This window comes from Azohydromonas lata NBRC 102462 (assembly GCF_001571085.1).
Lineage (GTDB): Bacteria > Pseudomonadota > Gammaproteobacteria > Burkholderiales > Burkholderiaceae_C > Azohydromonas > Azohydromonas lata.
In genome coordinates, this window is sequence record NZ_BCTC01000004.1 from 21,192 (window position 1) to 38,438 (window position 17,247).

Sequence of the window (17,247 nt, forward strand, 5' to 3'; positions counted from 1 at the left end):
GCCTCTTGGGCTGCCGTTCTGCGCTTCCCGGCTTTCATGGGAGGCGCGCATGAGCATGCTGACGCTGCGCGAGGCGCAGTCGCTGCTGCCCGGCGCCACCCTGGTGGGTGCGCCGGACACCGTGATCGCGCGCGTGCACACCGACACCCGCACGCTGCAGCCGGGCGACCTGTTCGTCGCCCTGCGCGGCGAGCGCTTCGACGGGCATGACCACCTGGCGGCCGCGCAGGCCGCCGGTGCCGCCGCCGCCATCGCCGAGCGCGCCCTGGACCCGGCCGCGCTGCCGGGCCTGCTGGTGCCGGACACGCTGACCGCGCTGCAGGCGCTGTCGGCCGCCTGGCGCGCGCGCTTCGAGGCGCTGCCGCTCGTCGCCGTCACGGGCAGCAACGGCAAGACCACCGTCACGCAGATGACGGCCTCCATCCTGCGCGCCTGGCAAGGCGACGCGGCGCTGGGCACGGCCGGCAACTTCAACAACCACATCGGTGTGCCGCTGACGCTGCTGCGCCTGCGGCCTGAGCACCGCGCCGCGGTGGTCGAGCTGGGCATGAACCACCCTGGCGAGATCGCCGAGCTGGCCCGCCTGGCGCGGCCCACGGTGGCGCTGGTCAACAACGCGCAGCGCGAGCACCAGGAATTCATGGCCTCTGTGGAGGCCGTGGCGCGCGAGAACGGCAGCGTGATCGAGGCGCTGGGCGCCGGCGGCTGCGCCGTCTTCCCGGCCGACGACGCCTTCACGCCGCTGTGGACCGAGCTGGCCGGCGCGCGCCGCGTGCTGCGCTTTGGCCCCGGCGGCGAAGTCCGCGGCCAGGCGCAGTGGGTTGCGGACCACTGGTCGCTGGCGCTGGACACGCCCATGGGCTCGGCGCGGCTGGCGCTGCGCATGCCCGGCGAGCACAACGTGCGCAACGCGCTGGCCGCCGCGGCCTGCGCGCTGGCCGCAGGCGCCCCGCTGGCGGCCGTGGTGCAGGGCCTTGAGGCCTTCCAGCCCGTGGCCGGCCGCTCGCAGCTCAAGAAGCTGCTGCGCGGCGGCGCCGAGTGCACGCTGGTGGACGACAGCTACAACGCCAACCCCGACTCCGTGCGCGCGGCCATCGAGCTGCTGGCGGCGCTGCCCGCGCCGCGGGCGCTGCTGCTGGGCGACATGGGCGAGGTCGGCGACCAGGGCCCGGCCTTCCATGCCGAGGTCGGCGCGCTGGCCGCGCAACGCGGCATCGAGCACTTCTGGTGCGCGGGCACGCTGTGCGCGCACGCGGCCCAGGCCTACGGCGCCGGGGCGCGGCACTTCGCCTCGACCGAGGCGCTGCTGGACGCCGTGCCGGCGCTGCCGCAGGTGCCGTCCGTGCTGGTCAAGGGCTCGCGCTTCATGCGCATGGAGCGCGTGCTCCCGTTGCTCGGGGAGGTGCGCTGATGCTGCTCCTGCTGACGCAATGGCTGGCCGAGCGCTTCCCGGAGGCCCTGGGATTCCTGCGCGTGTTCCAGTATTTGACGCTGCGCGCGCTCATGGCCGCCATGACCGCGCTGCTCATCGGCATCGGCTTTGGCCCGCTGGTCATCCGCAAGCTCGCCGAGCTCAAGATCGGCCAGCCCATACGCGAGTACGGCGTCGCGGCCCATATGGTCAAGAGCGGCACGCCCACCATGGGCGGCGTGCTCATCCTCATCGGCATCGCCGTGTCCACGCTGCTGTGGTTCGACTGGGCCAACCGCTTCGTGTGGATCGTGATGATCGTCACCTTCGGCTTCGGCGCCATCGGCTGGGTCGACGACTGGCGCAAGGTCGTGCACAAGAACCCGGAAGGCATGCGCTCGCGCGAGAAGTACTTCTGGCAGTCGCTCATCGGCCTGGTGGCGGCCATCTACCTGGCCTTCAGCGTGAGCGAAGTGTCGGCCATGCGCGTGATCGAGCTGTTCATGCGCTGGGTGGCCAGCGGCTTCTCCAACTCGCTGCCGCCCAAGGCGGACCTGATCGTCCCCTTCTTCAAGACGGTGAGCTATCCGCTGGGCGTGTTCGGCTTCATCGCGCTGACCTACGTGGTCATCGTGGGCAGCTCTAACGCGGTCAACCTCACCGACGGGCTGGACGGGCTGGCCATCATGCCGGTAGTGATGGTGGGCGCCTCGCTGGGCGTGTTCGCCTACGTCACGGGCAGCGCGGTGTACAGCCGCTACCTGCTGTTCCCCTACATCCCGGGCGCGGGCGAGCTGCTGGTGTTCACCTCGGCCATGGCCGGGGCGGGGCTGGCCTTCCTGTGGTTCAACGCGCATCCGGCCGAGGTGTTCATGGGCGACGTGGGCGCGCTGGCGCTGGGCGGCGCGCTGGGCACCATCGCCGTGATCACGCGCCAGGAAATCGTGCTGGCGGTCATGGGCGGCGTGTTCGTGGTGGAGGCGCTGTCGGTCATGGCCCAGGTGAGCTGGTTCAAGTACACCAAGAAGCGCTTCGGCGTTGGGCGGCGCATCTTCCTCATGGCGCCGCTGCACCACCACTTCGAAAAATCCGGGTGGAAGGAGACGCAGGTCGTCATCCGCTTCTGGATCATCACCATGCTGCTGTGCCTGCTGGGCCTGGCCACGCTGAAGCTGCGCTGAGAAACCGGCCATGAGCTCCTCCTCCGCTTCCACCCTGGCTTCCCCCACTGCCGCGGCCACGGCGCCCATGACCTCGCTGCAGGGCCAGCAGGTGCTGGTGCTGGGCTTGGGCGACTCGGGCCTGGCCATGGCGCGCTGGTGCGCCGCGCACGGCGCGCAGGTGCGGGTGTGGGACTCGCGCGCGCAGCCGCCGCAGGCCGCGGCGCTCAAGGCGCAGTGGCCCGCCGTGCCGGTGTTCAGCGGCGAGCTGGCACTGTCGCAACTGCAGGGGCTGCAACTGCTGCTCAAGAGCCCGGGCCTGTCGCCGCACGACGAGCGCATCGAGCCGCTGCTCAGCGCCGCGCGCGCCATGGGCGTGCGCATCGAGGGCGAGCTGGGCCTGTTCGCCCGCGCGCTGGCCGCGCTCAAGGAGCGCGACGGCTACGCGCCGCGCGTGCTGGCCATCACCGGCACCAACGGCAAGACCACGGTCACCTCGCTGACCTCGCTGCTGCTGCGCCGCTGCGACATGCGCGTGGCCACCGCCGGCAACATCGGCCCAACGCTGCTGGACACGCTGGCCCAGGCGCTGGCGCAGGAAATTTTTCCGAAGCCGCCGGTGCCGGAAACGGAAGAGGGCGCCGAGGCCATCCCGGCCGAGACCGAGGTGGCTGAAGGCGCCAACGCCGTTGCGCCGGTCGCGGCCGGGGCCGCCGACGACGTGAACCTGCCGCCGGCGCCCCCGCCGGCGCCCGTGTTCTCGCATCTGCCCGACGCCTGGGTGCTGGAGCTCTCCAGCTTCCAGCTCGATGGCGTGCAGGGCTTCGAGCCGGATGCCGCCGTGGTGCTCAACGTCACCCAGGACCACCTGGACTGGCACGGCGACATGGCCGCCTACGCCCGCGCCAAGGCCGCCATCTACGGCCGCGAGGCGGTGATGGTGGTCAACCGCGACGACCCGGCTGTGGAAGCCATGGTGCCGGCGCCCACCGTGGTCAAGGCCGCGGTGCGCGGCGGGCGCCCGCGCGTGGTCTCGCGCCGCGTGGTGCGCTTTGGCCTGGACGCCCCGCGCGCCGCGGGCGACTTTGGCCTGGTCGAGGAGCGTGGCGTGGCCTGGCTGGTGCGCGCCCAGGGCGACGAGGACCCCGGCCCGCGCCGCCGCCGCGACGAGCAGACCGAGATCCGCCTGCAGCGCCTCATGCCCGCCGACGCGCTGCGCATCCGCGGGCGCCACAACGCCGCCAACGCCCTGGCCGCGCTGGCGCTGGCCAGCGCCGTGGGCTGCCCCATGGGGCCCATGCTGCACGGGCTGCGCGAGTACCGCGGCGAGCCGCACCGCGTGGAGCCGGTGGGCATGGTGGGCGGCGTCGAGGCCTTCGACGACAGCAAGGGCACCAACGTCGGCGCCACCGTGGCCGCGCTCAACGGCCTGGGCTCCGACCGCGACCCGGCCAAGCTGCTGCTCATCCTGGGCGGCGACGGCAAGGGCCAGGACTTCGCGCCGCTGGCCCCTCCCATGGGCCGCTACGCGCGTGCCGTGGCCCTCATAGGCCGCGACGCCCCCGCGCTGCAGGAGGCGCTGTCCGGCACCGGCGTGCCCATGCAGCGCTTTGACACGCTTGAATCCGCCACCGCCTGGTGCTTCCAGCAGGCGCGCGAGGGCGACGCCGTGCTGCTGAGCCCGGCCTGCGCCAGCCTGGACATGTTCCGCAACTACGCCCATCGCGCCGAGGTGTTCGTGAACGCCGTGGCCGAGCTGGCGGCCGAGCGAGGGGAGTCGCTGTGAAAGCCTTCGAGTGGCTGCGCAAGCTCGTGCCCACGCGCGCCGCGGCGCGCGCGTATTCGCTGCCCGTGCGCGACTTCGTCCGCACGGGGCCCTCGCAGCCCGCGCGGCTTTCGGGCTTTGACCAGGGCCTGCTGTGGGTCACGGTGGGGCTGCTGGCGCTTGGGCTGGTGATGGTCTATTCGGCCACCGTGGCGCTGCCGGACAACCCGCGCTTTGCCCGCTACACGCCGACTTACTTCCTGATTCGCCACCTGGCCTCGCTGGGCATCGGCTTCGTGGCCGCGCTGCTGGTGGTGCAGGTGCCCATCGCGCAGTGGGAGAAGTGGGCCCCCTACCTCTTCATCGCCTCGCTGGTCGGCCTGGTCGTGGTGCTGATTCCGCACGTGGGCCTGTCGGTCAACGGCGCGCGGCGCTGGATACCGCTGGGCATCATGAACTTCCAGCCCAGCGAGGCGGCCAAGGTCGGCATCGCCATGTACGCCGCGAGCTACATGGTGCGCAAGATGGACATCAAGGAGCGCTTCTTCAAGGCGGTGCTCCCCATGGCCGTGGCGCTGGCCCTCATCGGCGTGCTGCTGCTGGCCGAGCCGGACATGGGCGCTTTCATCGTGATCGCCACGGTGGCGCTGGGCATCCTGTTCCTGGGCGGCGTCAACGGCCGCATGTTCTTCCTGAGCGTGGCCGTGCTGGTGGGCGCCTTCGTCCTGATGATCGTGTTCAGCGAATTCCGTCGCCAGCGCATCTTTGCCTACCTCGACCCCTGGGACGAGAAGTACGCGCAGGGCAAGGCCTACCAGCTCACGCACTCGCTCATCGCCATTGGCCGCGGCGAAATTACGGGCCAGGGCCTGGGCAACAGCGTGGAGAAGCTGCACTACCTGCCGGAGGCGCACACCGACTTCCTGCTGGCCGTGGTGGGCGAGGAGCTGGGCTTCATCGGCGTGGCGGTGGTGATCTTTGCCTTCTTCTGGCTGGCGCGGCGCATCTTTCACATCGGCCGCCAGGCCATCGCGCTGGACCGCGTCTTCGCCGGCCTCATGACGCAGGGCATAGGCATCTGGATGGGCGGTCAGGCCTTCATCAACATGGGCGTGAACCTGGGCCTGCTGCCCACCAAGGGGCTGACACTGCCGCTCATGAGCTACGGCGGTTCGGCCATCCTCATGAACCTGGTGGCGCTGGCCATCGTGTTGCGCGTGGACATGGAGAACCGGCAGCTCATGAAGGGAGGGCGGACATGAACCGCCACCTCGTCATCATGGCCGCCGGCACGGGCGGCCACGTCATTCCGGGCCTGGCCGTGGCGCGCGAGATGCAGCAGCGCGGCTGGAGCGTGAGCTGGCTGGGCACGCCCGCGGGCATGGAGAACCGGCTGGTGCCGCCCTCCGGCATCGCGCTGGACCGCGTCGGCTTCAGCGGGCTGCGCGGCAAGGGCCTGATGCACACGCTCACCGGCGGCATGCGGCTGTTGAAGGCCTTCGCCGAGTGCCTGGGCATCCTGCGCCGCCGCCGTGCCGACGCGGTGCTGGGCATGGGCGGCTACGTGTGCTTCCCCGGCGGCATGATGGCCGCGGCGCTGGGCAAGCCGCTGGTGCTGGTCAACGCCGACGCGGCGCTGCTGCTGAGCAACAAGGCGCTGCTGCCCGTGGCCGACGGCGTGGCCTTCGGCTTCGAGGGCCAGGCCGCCACGGCCACCAGGCGCGCCACCGTCACCGGCAACCCGGTGCGCGCCGAGATCGAGGCGCTGCCCGCCCCCGAGGCCCGCTTCGCCGGCCGCCAGGGCCCCCTGCGGCTGCTGGTGGTGGGCGGCAGCCTGGGCGCCAAGGTGCTCAACGAGACGCTGCCCGCGGCGCTGGCGCTGCTGCAGCCCGCGCAGCGCCCGCAGGTCACGCACCAGACCGGCATGGCCCACATCGACAGCGTGCGCGCGGCCTATGACCAGGCCGGCGTGCAGGCCGAGCTGCTGCCCTTCATCGACGACATGGCGCAGCGCCTGGCCGATTGCGACGTGGTGCTGTGCCGCGCCGGCGCCGTCACCGTGAGCGAGCTGTGCGCCGCCGGCGTGGCCAGCATCCTCGTCCCGCTCATCGTCAGCACCACTTCGCACCAGCGCGACAACGCCGCCTACATGGCGCAGCACGGCGCGGCGGTGCACCTGCCGCAAGTCGAGCTCTCGCCGGCCGCGCTGGCGCAGCGCCTGGCCGCGCTGCAGCGCCCGCAACTGCTGGACATGGCCCGCCAGGCCCGCGCGCTGGCCCGCCCGCGCGCCGCCGCGCGCGTGGCCGACACCATAGAAAAGCTCGTCAACAAGACATGAAACACGCCGTCAAGCACATTCACTTCGTAGGCATAGGCGGCGCCGGGATGAGCGGCATCGCCGAGATCCTGCACAACCTGGGCTACGTGGTCTCGGGCTCCGACCAGTCCGACAGCGCCACCACGCGCCGCCTGGCCTCGCTGGGCATCCGCGTCTTCACCGGCCACGAGGCCTCGCAGATCGAGGGCGCCCAGGCCGTGGTGACCTCCACCGCCGTGCGCGGCGACAACCCCGAGGTGATCGCCGCGCGCGCGCGCCGCATCCCCGTGGTGCCGCGCGCCACCATGCTGGCCGAGCTCATGCGGCTCAAGGCCGGCATCGCCATCGCCGGCACCCACGGCAAGACCACCACCACCTCGCTGGTCACCAGCGTGCTGGCCGAGGCCGGGCTGGACCCCACCTTCGTCATCGGCGGCAAGCTCAACAGCGCCGGCGCCAACTCCGCGCTGGGCAAGGGCGAGCACATCGTGGTGGAGGCCGACGAGAGCGACGCCTCCTTCCTCAACCTCAGTCCCGTGCTGTGCGTCGTCACCAACATCGACGCCGACCACATGGACACCTACGGCCACGACTTCGCGCGGCTCAAGGGCGCCTTCGTCGAGTTCCTGCACCGCATGCCCTTCTACGGCGCGGCCGTGCTGTGCGGCGACGACCCCGGCGTGCGCTCCATCATGCCCATGGTGTCGCGCCCCATCGTGAGCTACGGCTTCGGCGACGACGTGCAGGTGCAGGCCGTGGACGTGCAGGCGCTGCCCGGCGGGCAGATGCGCTTCACCGTGCGCCGGCGCAACGGCGAGAAGCTGCCGGACCTGCGCATCACGCTCAACCTGCCCGGCGAGCACAACGTGCGCAACGCGCTGGCGGCCATCGCCGTGGCCACCGAGCTGGAGATCCCCGACGCCCCCATCGCCGCCGCGCTGGCCAAGTTCGGCGGCGTGGGCCGGCGCTTCCAGCGCTACGGCGAGCTGCAGGGCGCGCAGGGCTGCTTCACGCTCATCGACGACTACGGCCACCACCCCGTGGAGATGGCCGCGGTGCTGTCGGCCGCGCGCGGCGCCTTCCCCGGCCGCCGCTTGGTGCTGGCCTTCCAGCCGCACCGCTACACCCGCACGCGCGACTGCTTCGAGGATTTCGTGAAGGTCATGGGCCAGGCCGACGCGGTGCTGCTCACCGAGGTCTACGCCGCGGGCGAGGGCCCCATCGTGGCCGCCGACGGCCGCAGCCTGGCGCGCGCGCTGCGCGTGGCGGGCAAGACCGACCCGGTGTTCGTGGACGACGTGGCCGAGCTGCCCCAGGCCATCGCCGACTTCGTGCGCGAGGGCGACGTGGTCATCTCCATGGGGGCGGGCTCCATTGGCACCGTGCCGGGCCGCCTGGCCGAGATGCTGCCCGCCGGGCAGCGCAGCGAGTAAGAGACGCGACATGGCAAACGCGAACGCGAACGTGAACGTGGACGTGAAGGCGCTGGGCAAGGTCGCCGTCCTTATGGGTGGCAGCTCGGCCGAGCGCGACATCTCCCTGATGTCGGGCTCCGGCGTGCTGCAGGCGCTGCAGTCGCAGGGCGTGGACGCCCAGGCCTTCGATCCGGCCGAGCGCCCTTTGGCCGAGCTCAAGAGCGAGGGCTTCAAGCGCTGCTTCATCGCGCTGCACGGCCGCCACGGCGAGGACGGCACGGTGCAGGGCGCGCTGGAGCTCATGGGCATCGCCTACACCGGCTCCGGCGTGATGGCCAGCGCCATCGCCATGGACAAGGTGATGACCAAGCGCGTGTGGGCCGCCGAGGGCCTGCCCCTGCCGCGCCAGGTGGTGCTGCGCCGCCAGGACTGCAGCCCCGGGCGCATCGCCGCGGCGGTGGCCGAGCTGGGCCTGCCGCTCATCGTCAAGCCGCCGCACGAGGGCAGCTCGCTGGGCATGACCAAGGTGGAGCAGGCCTCGCAGATGGCCGCCGCGGTGGAGCTGGCCGCGCGCCACGACGCCGTGGTGCTGTGCGAGGAGTTCATCGCGGGCGCCGAGCTGACCTGCCCGGTGCTGGGCGAGGGCGACGCCGCGCGCGCGCTGCCCGTCATCCGCATCGTCCCGCCGGCCGCGGGCTACGACTACAACAACAAGTACTTCACCGACGAGGTGAAGTACCTCGTGCCCAGCGGGCTGGAGCCCGCGCTGGAAGCCGAGGTGCAAGGCATCGTGCTGCGCGCCTACCGCGCGCTGGGCTGCCGCGGCTGGGGCCGCGCCGACCTGATGCTGCGCGCACGTGACAACAAGCCCTTCCTGCTGGAGATGAACACCTCTCCGGGCATGACGGGCCACTCCCTGGTGCCCATGTCGGCCCGCGCCGCAGGCATGAGCTACGAACAGCTCTGCCTGCACCTGCTGTCGCAGGCGGCGCTGGACGGCGGCGCGCGGGGCTGAAGGCGCAGGAGCACACACGACCATGGCTGCTCGTGCAACGGCCCCGCTGCCGCCCGATGTGCGGCTCACCAACGCGGTGGCCAGCCTGATCTACGCGCTGGTGGTGCTGGCGGTGCTGGCGGCCGTGGCCCAGTGGGCCTCGCGCTTGCCCCTGTTCGCGCTGCGCGTGGTCAGCGTGGACGGCGAGATCGAACGCAGCAACCCCGTGCAGCTTCGCAACGAGGCGGTGCCGCAGTTGCGGGGCAACTTCTTCACGCTGGACCTGCAGGCCGCGCGCGAGGCTTTCGAGGCGCTGCCCTGGGTGCGGCAGGCGGTGCTGCACCGCGTCTTCCCCAACCGGCTGGAGGTGCGGCTGCTGGAGCACCGCGCCGCGGCCATTTGGGCCGGCAACGAGGACGAGGGCGACCGCCTGGTGAGCACGCAGGGCGAAATCTTCGACGCCAACGTGGGCGACGTCGAGGACGAGGGGTTGCCCATCTTCGAAGGCCCCGAGGACAGCGCCGCGCGCATGCTCGGGCTGCAGGCGCGGCTGGCGCCGGTATTCGAGCCGCTGGGCGGCATCAAGCGGCTCAAGCTCAGCCAGCGCGGCTCCTGGAGCGTGGAGCTCGGCGGCGCCAGCGGCCTGGACGTCAGCGGTGCGCGCGTGGAATTGGGCCGCGGCACCGACGTGGACATCGCCGCGCGCGGCGAGCGCTTTGTGCGAACGCTGCCGCAGGTCACGGCCAACTACGGCCGGCCGCTGCAGTATGCCGACCTTCGCCACAAGGACGGCTACGTGGTTCGGCTGCATGGAATCTCGACCACGCTGACCGCGACGTCAGCGAAGAAAACCAAATAAGGGCAGGCAGGCAAGCAATGGCCAAGGAATACAAGGATCTGGTTGTCGGGCTGGACATCGGCACCGCCAAAGTCATGGCGGTGGTGGCCGAGGTGCTGCCCGGGGGGGAGCTGCGCGTGGCGGGGCTGGGCGTGGCTTCCTCGCACGGGCTCAAGCGCGGCGTGGTCGTCAACATCGACGCCACGGTGCAAAGCATCCAGCAGGCGCTCAAGGAGGCCGAGATGATGGCCGACTGCAAGATCAGCCGCGTCTACACCGGCATCACGGGCAGCCACATCCGCGGGCAGAACTCCACCGGCATGGTGATCGTGCGCGACAAGGAAGTGACCCCGGTGGACGTGGCGCGGGTGGTGGAGACGGCCAAGGCCATCAACATCCCCAACGACCAGAAGGTGCTGCTGGTGGAGCCTCAGGAGTTCGTCATCGACGGCCACGAGGTCAAGGAGCCCATCGGCATGAGCGGCGGGCGCCTGGAGGTCAAGGTGCACATCGTCACCGGCGCGCAAAGCGCGGCGGAGAACATCGTCAAGTGCGTGCGCCGCTGCGGGCTGGAAGTGGAGCAGCTCATGCTCAACCCCAGTGCCTCCAGCGCCGCCGTGCTCACCGAGGACGAGCGCGCCCTGGGCGTGGCGCTGGTGGACATCGGCGCGGGCACCACCGACGTGGCCATCTTCACCGGCGGCTCCATCCGCCACACCGCCGTCATCCCCATCGCGGGCGACCTCATCACCAGCGACATCGCCATGGCGCTGCGCACGCCGACCAAGGACGCCGAGGAGATCAAGGTCGAGTTCGGCGTGGCCAAGCAGATGCTGGCCGACCCGGCCGAGCAGGTCGAGGTGCCGGGGCTGGGCGACCGCGGCCCGCGCATGCTCAGCCGCCAGGCGCTGGCCGGCGTGATCGAGCCGCGCGTGGAAGAGATTTTTTCGCTGGTGCATCAAGTCATACGCGACAGCGGCTACGAGGAATTGCTCTCCAGCGGCATCGTCATCACCGGCGGCAGCGCCGTGATGCCGGGCATGGTGGAGTTGGGCGAAGACATCTTTCTGAAACCCGTTCGCAAGGGGCTGCCGACCTATCACGGCGCCCTGCACGACATGGTGGCCAACCCCCGGTCGGCCACCGTGATGGGTTTGCTGGAGGAGGCACGGCTGGCAAGGGCGCGCGGCATCAAGGCTGCGGCGCAGGCCGGCAGCGTGAAGACCATGTTCGGTCGAGCACGCGACTGGTTTCTTGGGAACTTTTGACGCTGGGTACGACGGCAGGCAGCCCGGCAGCGTCAACCTACGGACAATTGCACATCAGGAGGTGCAGACCATGGCTATCGAGATGATCGAGGAATTCGAGCAGGGCACCCAGATCCGAGTGATCGGGGTCGGTGGAGGCGGCGGCAACGCCGTGGACCACATGATCTCCCAGGGTGTCCAAGGCGTGGAGTTCATCATCGCCAACACCGATGCGCAGGCACTCAACCGCTCGGCCGCGCAGCGCACCATCCAGCTCGGCCTGAGCGGCCTGGGCGCCGGCGGCCGCCCCGAAAAGGGCCAGGCCGCGGCCGAGGAGGCCGTGGAGCGCATCAAGGAAACCCTTGAAGGCGCCCACATGGTCTTCATCACCGCCGGCATGGGCGGCGGCACGGGCACGGGTGCCGCGCCCGTGATCGCCCGCGCGGCCAAGGAAATGGGCATCCTCACCGTGGGCGTGGTCACCAAGCCCTTCGAGTTCGAGGGCGCGCGCCGCATGAAGCAGGCCGACGCCGGCGTCAACGAGCTCGAAGCCAACGTGGACAGCCTCATCGTCGTCCTCAACGAGAAGCTGCTGGAGACGCTGGGCGACGACGTGACCCAGGACGAGGCCTTCGCCCAAGCCAACGACGTGCTGCGCAACGCCGTGGGCGGCATCAGCGACATCATCCACATCCCCGGCCTGGTCAACGTCGACTTCGAAGACGTCAAGACCGTCATGAGCGAGCCCGGCAAGGCCATGATGGGCACGGCCACCGCCAGCGGCCCGGACCGCGCCAACAAGGCCGCCGACGCCGCCGTGGCCTGCCCGCTGCTCGAAGGCATCGACCTCTCCGGCGCGCGCGGCGTGCTGGTGCTCATCGCCGCCAGCAAGGCCACCTTCAAGCTGGCCGAGTCGCGCAACGCCATGAACACCATCCGCCGCTACGCCGCCGACGACGCCCACGTCATCTACGGCACGGCCTATGACGAGAGCCTGGGCGACAAGCTGCGCGTGACCGTCATCGCTACGGGCCTGAGCCCCAGCAAGCGCGCCGCCGCCACCATCAGCGTGGTGCACAGCGCCCAGCGCACCGGCACCGACAACCTGCCCGTGCTCAACAACCTGGCCGCCCCGGGCACCCCGGCCGGCACCGCCGACTACAGCGTGCCCAGCGTCTGGCGCCACGGCCGCAGCGCCGCGGCCAAGGTGGACGCGCTGGCCAGCAACGGCATGGACGAGATCGAGATCCCGGCCTACCTGCGCAAGCAGGCGGACTGAGCCCGTCCCGCGCCGCCGGCCTCCAGCCAGCGGCAGGCGGCGCGCTTGAGCCCTCCTGATATTCGCCTGCACCAGGGGCCGCCACGAGGCGGCCTTTTGTGTTTGCGGCACCTGCCGCGCCTTGCCGCCGCGCCGTCCCGCGCGCTGCCGGCCCTTTGCCGTTCTTCATGCAGCTTTGCGCTTCTTTGCTTGGCCCCAGCAGGGTGGGCTCCATGCGCATCGGGGACAATTCGCCCATGCTCAAGCAACGCACCCTCAAGTCGCTCACCCGGGCCGTCGGCGTGGGTCTGCACGGCGGCACCAAGGTCGAGCTGACGCTGCGCCCGGCCGCGCCGGACACCGGTATCGTCTTCCGCCGCGTGGACCTGCCCGCGCCCGTGGACATCCCCGTCAACGCGCAGGCGGTGTGCGACACGCGGCTGGCCTCCACCATCTCGCCCGGCGGCGACCCCGGTGCACCCAAGGTCAATACCATCGAGCACGTCATGTCCGCCTGCTGCGGGCTGGGCATAGACAACCTGCAGATCGACATCACCGGCGAGGAAGTGCCCATCCTCGACGGCTCGGCCGCCAGCTTCGTCTTCCTGCTGCAAAGCGCGGGCGTGGTGGAGCAGAACGCGCCCAAGCGCTTCATCCGCGTGCGCAAGCCCGTGGAGGTGCGTGAAGGCGAGGGCGCCGCGCTCAAGTGGGCGCGCCTGGACCCCTACCACGGCTACCGGCTGAGCTTCGAGATCGAGTTCAAACACCCCGCCGTGGACTCCACCGGCCAGCGCGTGGAGTTCGACCTGGGCTCCGGCCGCTACCAGCACGACATCGCGCGCGCGCGCACCTTCGGCTTCACGAAGGACGTGGACGCCATGCGCGCCCGCGGCCTGAGCCTGGGCGGCAGCATGGACAACGCCATCGTGGTGGACGACACCCGCGTGCTCAATGCCGACGGCCTGCGCTACGACGACGAGTTCGTCAAGCACAAGATCCTGGACGCCATGGGCGACCTCTACATCGCCGGCCACCCGCTGCTGGCCGCCTACAGCGCCTACAAGAGCGGCCACGCCCTCAACAACAAGCTGCTGCGCGCGCTGCTGTCGGACGAGAGCGCCTGGGAGATCGTGAGCTTCCAGGACGAGCGCCAGGCCCCGCAGGGCTTCGCGCAGCTCGCCTCGGCGTGGTGAGGCTCCCTCCGGCCTGGCCCCGCCGCGCACCGACATGCTGATCTTTCGCCTCGTCTTTGGCCTGCTGCTCGTGGCCGGGCTGCTGTGCTTTGCCATGTACATAGGCACCAAGGACGTGCGCTGGCGCCGCCGCGGCCTGGTCCTCGTGAAGTGGACGGTGCTGGCGGGCCTGGGCTTCTTCGCCGTCATCGCCCTGGAGCGGCTCGCCGTGCTGCTGTAGCGCCCAAGCCGGCGTCGCTGCGCGGTCGTGAATCGTTCACGACGCATCCAACCGGCGCCGCCGCTTTGTGGCAGGACGTTGCGGGCGCTTCATCCGCGTTTCATCCGGATGCATCCGCGCCGGCTGCGCGCGGATGCTGGCGGCATGACGCCTCAACCCGCTCCTTCCTCCGCATCCTGCGCTGCTTCCGCCTCCATGCTGCCCTTCCTGCTGGGCAGCACGCTGTCGGCCGTGCTGGCCGTGTGCCTGGCCGCCGGTGGCGGCGGCGAGCCCTATCCCGTGGCCGCGCCGGCCCAGGCCAAGAAGCCGCCCATGGGCGTGCAGGCGCTCGCGCAGGAATAAGCCCCAGGCCCCTTTGTTTTTTGGCGCGGCCGCCCGCAGCGGTTGGCGGTGAGCGCCCAAGGTGCCGCCCACGCCGCTGTGGCGTGCACGCCGATGCGGCGGCAACCGCGCGCCGCGGTTGCGGGCGCATCGCCTACGATGGCTGCCTGACCTACAAGAACAGGGAGACGGCCCACGATGACACCGCCCGCATCCGGCGACCGGCGCGAGCTGCGCGTGCGCGGCAGCGCCTGGGCCCAGCGCCTGGCCCGCGCCATCGCGGCGCGCGGCGTGAGCCCCAACCAGATCTCGGTGCTCAGCATCGCCTTTGCCGCGGCCGGCGCGCTGGCGCTGTGGGCCGGCGGCGGGTGGTGGCTGGCCGCGGCGGCCTGCATCCAGGGCCGGCTGCTGTGCAACCTGTTCGACGGCATGGTGGCCGTGGAGCACGGCAAGCAGACGCCGCTGGGCGCCGTCTACAACGAGTTCCCGGACCGCATCGCCGATTCGCTCCTGATCGTGGCCGCGGGCTATGCCGCCGGCTGGCCGGCGCTGGGCTGGTTCGGCGCCCTGGCCGCCGCGCTCACGGCCTACGTGCGCGTGTTCGGCGCGTCCTGCGGCTTGGGCCACGACTTCCGCGGCCCCATGGCCAAGCAGCACCGCATGGCGCTGCTCACCGCCGCCTGCGTGCTGCAGCCTTTCGTCGCGGCGCCCTGGCCGCTGCGCGCGGCCGTGGCGGCCATCGCCGTGGGCAGCGTGCTCACCTGCGTCACGCGCACGCGTGCGCTGGCCCGCGGGCTCAACGGGCAGGGGAGCGCGCCATGAACGCCTGGTACCGGCTGCAGCGCGATGCGCTGCTCACCCTGGTGCGCTGGATCGTGGGCGGGCGCGCCGCGTTCGACGCGCCGCTGCCCTTGCCCTGCGTGGTCTTCGCCAACCACAGCAGCCACCTGGACACGCTCATCCTGCTGGCCGCGCTGCCGGCGCACCAGCGCGCGCAGGTGCGCCCCGTGGCCGGCGCCGACTACTGGGACGCCACGCCCGCGCGCCGCTACGTCGCGCGGCGGCTGCTGCGCGTGGTGCTCATCGACCGCGTGGCCGGCGGCGCGCAGGCGCTGCAGCCGCTGCACGACGCCCTGGCCGCGGGCGACTCGCTCATCGTCTTTCCCGAGGGCACGCGCGGCACGCAGCCGCTGCCCGCGCCCTTCAAGACCGGCCTGTACCACCTGGCGCAGGCCCACCCCGGCGTGGCGCTGGTGCCGGCCTACCTGCACAACCTCTACCGCACCTGGCCCAAGGGCGCGCCCGTGCCGCTGCCGCTGCTGTGCCGCGTGCACTTCGGCGCCCCGCACGCGCTGCGCCCGGCCGAGGAGAAGGACGGTTTTCTGCAACGCATGCGCGACGCCGTGTGCGTGCTGGCCCGGGACTGAACGCCATGCCGACGCTGAGCCCCAACTTCCTGCACACCGGCGCGCTGCTGCTGGCCATCCTGGTGCTGGCGTCCGTGGTCGGCGCCGTGCTGAACGCGCGCACCGGCGGGCGCAGCGAGACCGTGCACAACCTCAATGCCCGCATCCGCGCCTGGTGGGTGATGGTGGGCGTGCTGTTCGTGGCGCTGGCGCTTGGGCGCACGGCCACGGTGGTGGTGTTCGCCTTCTCGTCCTTCATGGCGCTGCGCGAGTTCCTCACGCTCACGCCCACCAAGCCGACCGACTACTGGGCCCTGTTCCTGGCCTTCTTCGTGGCGCTGCCGCTGCAGTACGTGCTGCTGGGCGTGCAGTGGTACGGGCTCTTTGCCATCTTCATCCCGGTCTACATGTTCGGCCTGATCTCGTCGGCCTCGGCGCTGTCGCAGGACACGGAGGATTTCCTTTCGCGCAACGCCCGCATCGTGTTCGCGCTCATGGCCTGCGTGTACGGCGTGAGCCACGCGCCGGCGCTGCTGATGCTGGACATTCCCGGCTTCGAAGGCCGGCAGGTCGAGCTGCTGTTCTTCTTCACCTTCACGGTGCAGATCAGCGACGTGCTGCAGTACGTGTTCGGCAAGCTCTTGGGCCGCCACAAGCTGGTGCCCAAGCTGAGCCCGTCCAAGACCTGGGAAGGGCTGATGGGCGGCGGCCTGGCCGCCGTGGCGCTGGGCGCGGCGCTGCACGGCGTGACGCCTTTTGGGCCGCTGCTGGCGGCGCTGCTGGCCGCGCAGATCGTGGTGTGCGGCGTGCTCGGCGGCCTGGTGATGTCGGCCGTGAAGCGCTCGCTGGGCGCCAAGGACTGGGGCAGCGCCATCTCCGGCCACGGCGGCTACATGGACCGGCTGGACTCCATCACCTTCGCCGCGCCGGTGTTCTTCCACCTGGTGCGGTACTTCTGGACGCCTTGAAGGCAGCCAGCCCAGGCTGGATGCGTTGGTTGTTCGCAGGCTGTCACGGCGCCGGCAGCGCTTGTAGGAGGCCCGCTTGCGGGCCGAATTGCAGTCGGGCGACGGTTCGGCCCGCAAGCGGGCCTCCTACAGGCTTCTTTGCAAGCGCTTCCCGTCGGCACAAGCTGGGGCGTTCCTTCAGTACGCCCGCCCCTTGCGGTAGAGCGCGTGCTGGCGCCGCTCCAGCGTGCCGCCCGCATGGGCCATGGCCGCCAGCGAGGTGCCCGCGTGGGCGTGGGCGATGGCGATGCCCAGTGCGTCCGCCGCGTCCGGCCCCGGCGGGGCGGGCAGGCCCAGCAGCCGCATCACCATGTGCTGCACCTGCTCCTTGCTCGCGTGGCCGTTGCCCACGATGGCCTTCTTCATCTGCAGCGCCGTGTACTCCGACACCGGCAGGTCCCCGGACACCAGCGCCGCCAGCGCCGCGCCGCGGGCCTGGCCCAGCAGCAGCGTGCTCTGCGGGTTGACGTTGACGAAGACGATTTCCACCGCTGCACAGCTCGGCGCATAGCGCGCCTGCACCTCGCGCACGCCTTCGAAGATGATCTTCAGCCGTCCGGGCAGGTCGCCGCGCGCGGCGTCCTTGGTGCGAATCGTGCCGCTGGCGACATAGGCCAGGTGCGGGCCGTCGGCCTCCACGACGCCGAAGCCCGTGGTCTGCAGGCCGGGGTCTATGCCGAGGATGCGCATGGAAA

Annotated in this window: 17 protein-coding genes; 16 read left to right on the forward strand and 1 reads right to left on the reverse strand. The window is 71.2% G+C overall.

What is annotated here, in order from left to right; translation table 11 throughout:
• The first annotated feature begins 49 nt into the window (after nucleotides 1–49).
• From ALA01S_RS02645 to ALA01S_RS02715, 16 genes are all read left to right on the forward strand, one after another.
• Nucleotides 50–1,411, forward strand: a complete 1,362-nt coding sequence (locus ALA01S_RS02645; protein WP_066331671.1) for a UDP-N-acetylmuramoyl-tripeptide--D-alanyl-D-alanine ligase — start codon at nucleotides 50–52, stop codon at nucleotides 1,409–1,411.
• Nucleotides 1,411–2,592 carry a phospho-N-acetylmuramoyl-pentapeptide-transferase gene (gene mraY, locus ALA01S_RS02650; protein ID WP_066331673.1) on the forward strand — a complete coding sequence of 394 codons (1,182 nt, stop codon included), beginning with the start codon at nucleotides 1,411–1,413 and terminating at the stop codon, nucleotides 2,590–2,592. Before ALA01S_RS02645 ends, mraY begins: the two co-directional genes overlap by 1 nt.
• A gap of 67 nt (nucleotides 2,593–2,659) precedes the next feature.
• On the forward strand, nucleotides 2,660–4,357 hold the full coding sequence (locus ALA01S_RS02655) for a Mur ligase family protein (protein ID WP_066331936.1): 1,698 nt from the start codon (nucleotides 2,660–2,662) through the stop codon (nucleotides 4,355–4,357).
• Nucleotides 4,354–5,598, forward strand: coding sequence for a putative lipid II flippase FtsW (ftsW, locus tag ALA01S_RS02660; protein ID WP_066331674.1), 1,245 nt, complete (start codon nucleotides 4,354–4,356; stop codon nucleotides 5,596–5,598). Before ALA01S_RS02655 ends, ftsW begins: the two co-directional genes overlap by 4 nt.
• Nucleotides 5,595–6,674: an undecaprenyldiphospho-muramoylpentapeptide beta-N-acetylglucosaminyltransferase gene (gene murG, locus ALA01S_RS02665; RefSeq protein WP_066331676.1), complete on the forward strand. Its 1,080-nt coding sequence runs from the start codon at nucleotides 5,595–5,597 to the stop codon at nucleotides 6,672–6,674. Before ftsW ends, murG begins: the two co-directional genes overlap by 4 nt.
• The gene (gene murC, locus ALA01S_RS02670) at nucleotides 6,671–8,086 is read left to right on the forward strand and encodes a UDP-N-acetylmuramate--L-alanine ligase (RefSeq protein WP_066331678.1); all 1,416 of its coding nucleotides are present in this window, start codon (nucleotides 6,671–6,673) and stop codon (nucleotides 8,084–8,086) included. Before murG ends, murC begins: the two co-directional genes overlap by 4 nt.
• Before the next feature lie 10 nt (nucleotides 8,087–8,096).
• A complete protein-coding gene (locus ALA01S_RS02675) occupies nucleotides 8,097–9,083 on the forward strand; it encodes a D-alanine--D-alanine ligase (RefSeq protein ID WP_066331681.1) in 987 nt (328 codons plus the stop codon).
• A 22-nt stretch (nucleotides 9,084–9,105) separates the two neighbouring features.
• Nucleotides 9,106–9,921: a cell division protein FtsQ/DivIB gene (locus tag ALA01S_RS02680; RefSeq protein WP_066331683.1), complete on the forward strand. Its 816-nt coding sequence runs from the start codon at nucleotides 9,106–9,108 to the stop codon at nucleotides 9,919–9,921.
• Between the two features lie 17 nt (nucleotides 9,922–9,938).
• Nucleotides 9,939–11,168, forward strand: a complete 1,230-nt coding sequence (ftsA, locus tag ALA01S_RS02685) for a cell division protein FtsA (protein ID WP_066331685.1) — start codon at nucleotides 9,939–9,941, stop codon at nucleotides 11,166–11,168.
• Between the two features lie 70 nt (nucleotides 11,169–11,238).
• Complete coding sequence (gene ftsZ / locus ALA01S_RS02690; protein ID WP_066331941.1) at nucleotides 11,239–12,426, forward strand: cell division protein FtsZ; 1,188 nt, start codon at nucleotides 11,239–11,241, stop codon at nucleotides 12,424–12,426.
• A 236-nt stretch (nucleotides 12,427–12,662) separates the two neighbouring features.
• Nucleotides 12,663–13,598, forward strand: coding sequence for a UDP-3-O-acyl-N-acetylglucosamine deacetylase (gene lpxC / locus ALA01S_RS02695; RefSeq protein ID WP_066331943.1), 936 nt, complete (start codon nucleotides 12,663–12,665; stop codon nucleotides 13,596–13,598).
• Between the two features lie 34 nt (nucleotides 13,599–13,632).
• On the forward strand, nucleotides 13,633–13,818 hold the full coding sequence (locus tag ALA01S_RS02700) for a hypothetical protein (protein ID WP_066331688.1): 186 nt from the start codon (nucleotides 13,633–13,635) through the stop codon (nucleotides 13,816–13,818).
• A 144-nt stretch (nucleotides 13,819–13,962) separates the two neighbouring features.
• Nucleotides 13,963–14,160, forward strand: a complete 198-nt coding sequence (locus tag ALA01S_RS32550; protein WP_157118722.1) for a hypothetical protein — start codon at nucleotides 13,963–13,965, stop codon at nucleotides 14,158–14,160.
• Nucleotides 14,161–14,337: 177 nt separating this feature from the next.
• A complete protein-coding gene (locus ALA01S_RS02705; protein WP_066331691.1) occupies nucleotides 14,338–14,961 on the forward strand; it encodes a CDP-alcohol phosphatidyltransferase family protein in 624 nt (207 codons plus the stop codon).
• Nucleotides 14,958–15,566 (forward strand): lysophospholipid acyltransferase family protein, encoded by a 609-nt coding sequence (locus ALA01S_RS02710; RefSeq protein WP_066331694.1) that lies wholly within the window; start codon nucleotides 14,958–14,960, stop codon nucleotides 15,564–15,566. Before ALA01S_RS02705 ends, ALA01S_RS02710 begins: the two co-directional genes overlap by 4 nt.
• Before the next feature lie 5 nt (nucleotides 15,567–15,571).
• On the forward strand, nucleotides 15,572–16,513 hold the full coding sequence (locus ALA01S_RS02715; RefSeq protein WP_066331696.1) for a phosphatidate cytidylyltransferase: 942 nt from the start codon (nucleotides 15,572–15,574) through the stop codon (nucleotides 16,511–16,513).
• A 177-nt stretch (nucleotides 16,514–16,690) separates the two neighbouring features.
• Here the strand turns inward: ALA01S_RS02715 and ruvC are convergent, their stop codons facing one another.
• Nucleotides 16,691–17,242, reverse strand: coding sequence for a crossover junction endodeoxyribonuclease RuvC (ruvC, locus tag ALA01S_RS02720; RefSeq protein WP_066331698.1), 552 nt, complete (start codon nucleotides 17,240–17,242; stop codon nucleotides 16,691–16,693).
• Nucleotides 17,243–17,247: the final 5 nt, after the last annotated feature.

Bases quoted from the DNA above. Each gene is read 5' to 3' on its own strand.
- ruvC (WP_066331698.1), bottom strand. From the start codon at position 17,242: ATGCGCATCCTCGGCATAGACCCCGGCCTGCAGACCACGGGCTTCGGC.
- ALA01S_RS32550 (WP_157118722.1), top strand. From the start codon at position 13,963: ATGACGCCTCAACCCGCTCCTTCCTCCGCATCCTGCGCTGCTTCCGCC.
- ALA01S_RS02705 (WP_066331691.1), top strand. From the start codon at position 14,338: ATGACACCGCCCGCATCCGGCGACCGGCGCGAGCTGCGCGTGCGCGGC.
- lpxC (WP_066331943.1), top strand. From the start codon at position 12,663: ATGCTCAAGCAACGCACCCTCAAGTCGCTCACCCGGGCCGTCGGCGTG.
- ftsZ (WP_066331941.1), top strand. From the start codon at position 11,239: ATGGCTATCGAGATGATCGAGGAATTCGAGCAGGGCACCCAGATCCGA.
- ALA01S_RS02710 (WP_066331694.1), top strand. From the start codon at position 14,958: ATGAACGCCTGGTACCGGCTGCAGCGCGATGCGCTGCTCACCCTGGTG.
- mraY (WP_066331673.1), top strand. From the start codon at position 1,411: ATGCTGCTCCTGCTGACGCAATGGCTGGCCGAGCGCTTCCCGGAGGCC.
- murG (WP_066331676.1), top strand. From the start codon at position 5,595: ATGAACCGCCACCTCGTCATCATGGCCGCCGGCACGGGCGGCCACGTC.
- ftsA (WP_066331685.1), top strand. From the start codon at position 9,939: ATGGCCAAGGAATACAAGGATCTGGTTGTCGGGCTGGACATCGGCACC.
- ALA01S_RS02675 (WP_066331681.1), top strand. From the start codon at position 8,097: ATGGCAAACGCGAACGCGAACGTGAACGTGGACGTGAAGGCGCTGGGC.
- ALA01S_RS02655 (WP_066331936.1), top strand. From the start codon at position 2,660: ATGACCTCGCTGCAGGGCCAGCAGGTGCTGGTGCTGGGCTTGGGCGAC.
- ALA01S_RS02700 (WP_066331688.1), top strand. From the start codon at position 13,633: ATGCTGATCTTTCGCCTCGTCTTTGGCCTGCTGCTCGTGGCCGGGCTG.
- ALA01S_RS02715 (WP_066331696.1), top strand. From the start codon at position 15,572: ATGCCGACGCTGAGCCCCAACTTCCTGCACACCGGCGCGCTGCTGCTG.
- murC (WP_066331678.1), top strand. From the start codon at position 6,671: ATGAAACACGCCGTCAAGCACATTCACTTCGTAGGCATAGGCGGCGCC.
- ALA01S_RS02680 (WP_066331683.1), top strand. From the start codon at position 9,106: ATGGCTGCTCGTGCAACGGCCCCGCTGCCGCCCGATGTGCGGCTCACC.
- ALA01S_RS02645 (WP_066331671.1), top strand. From the start codon at position 50: ATGAGCATGCTGACGCTGCGCGAGGCGCAGTCGCTGCTGCCCGGCGCC.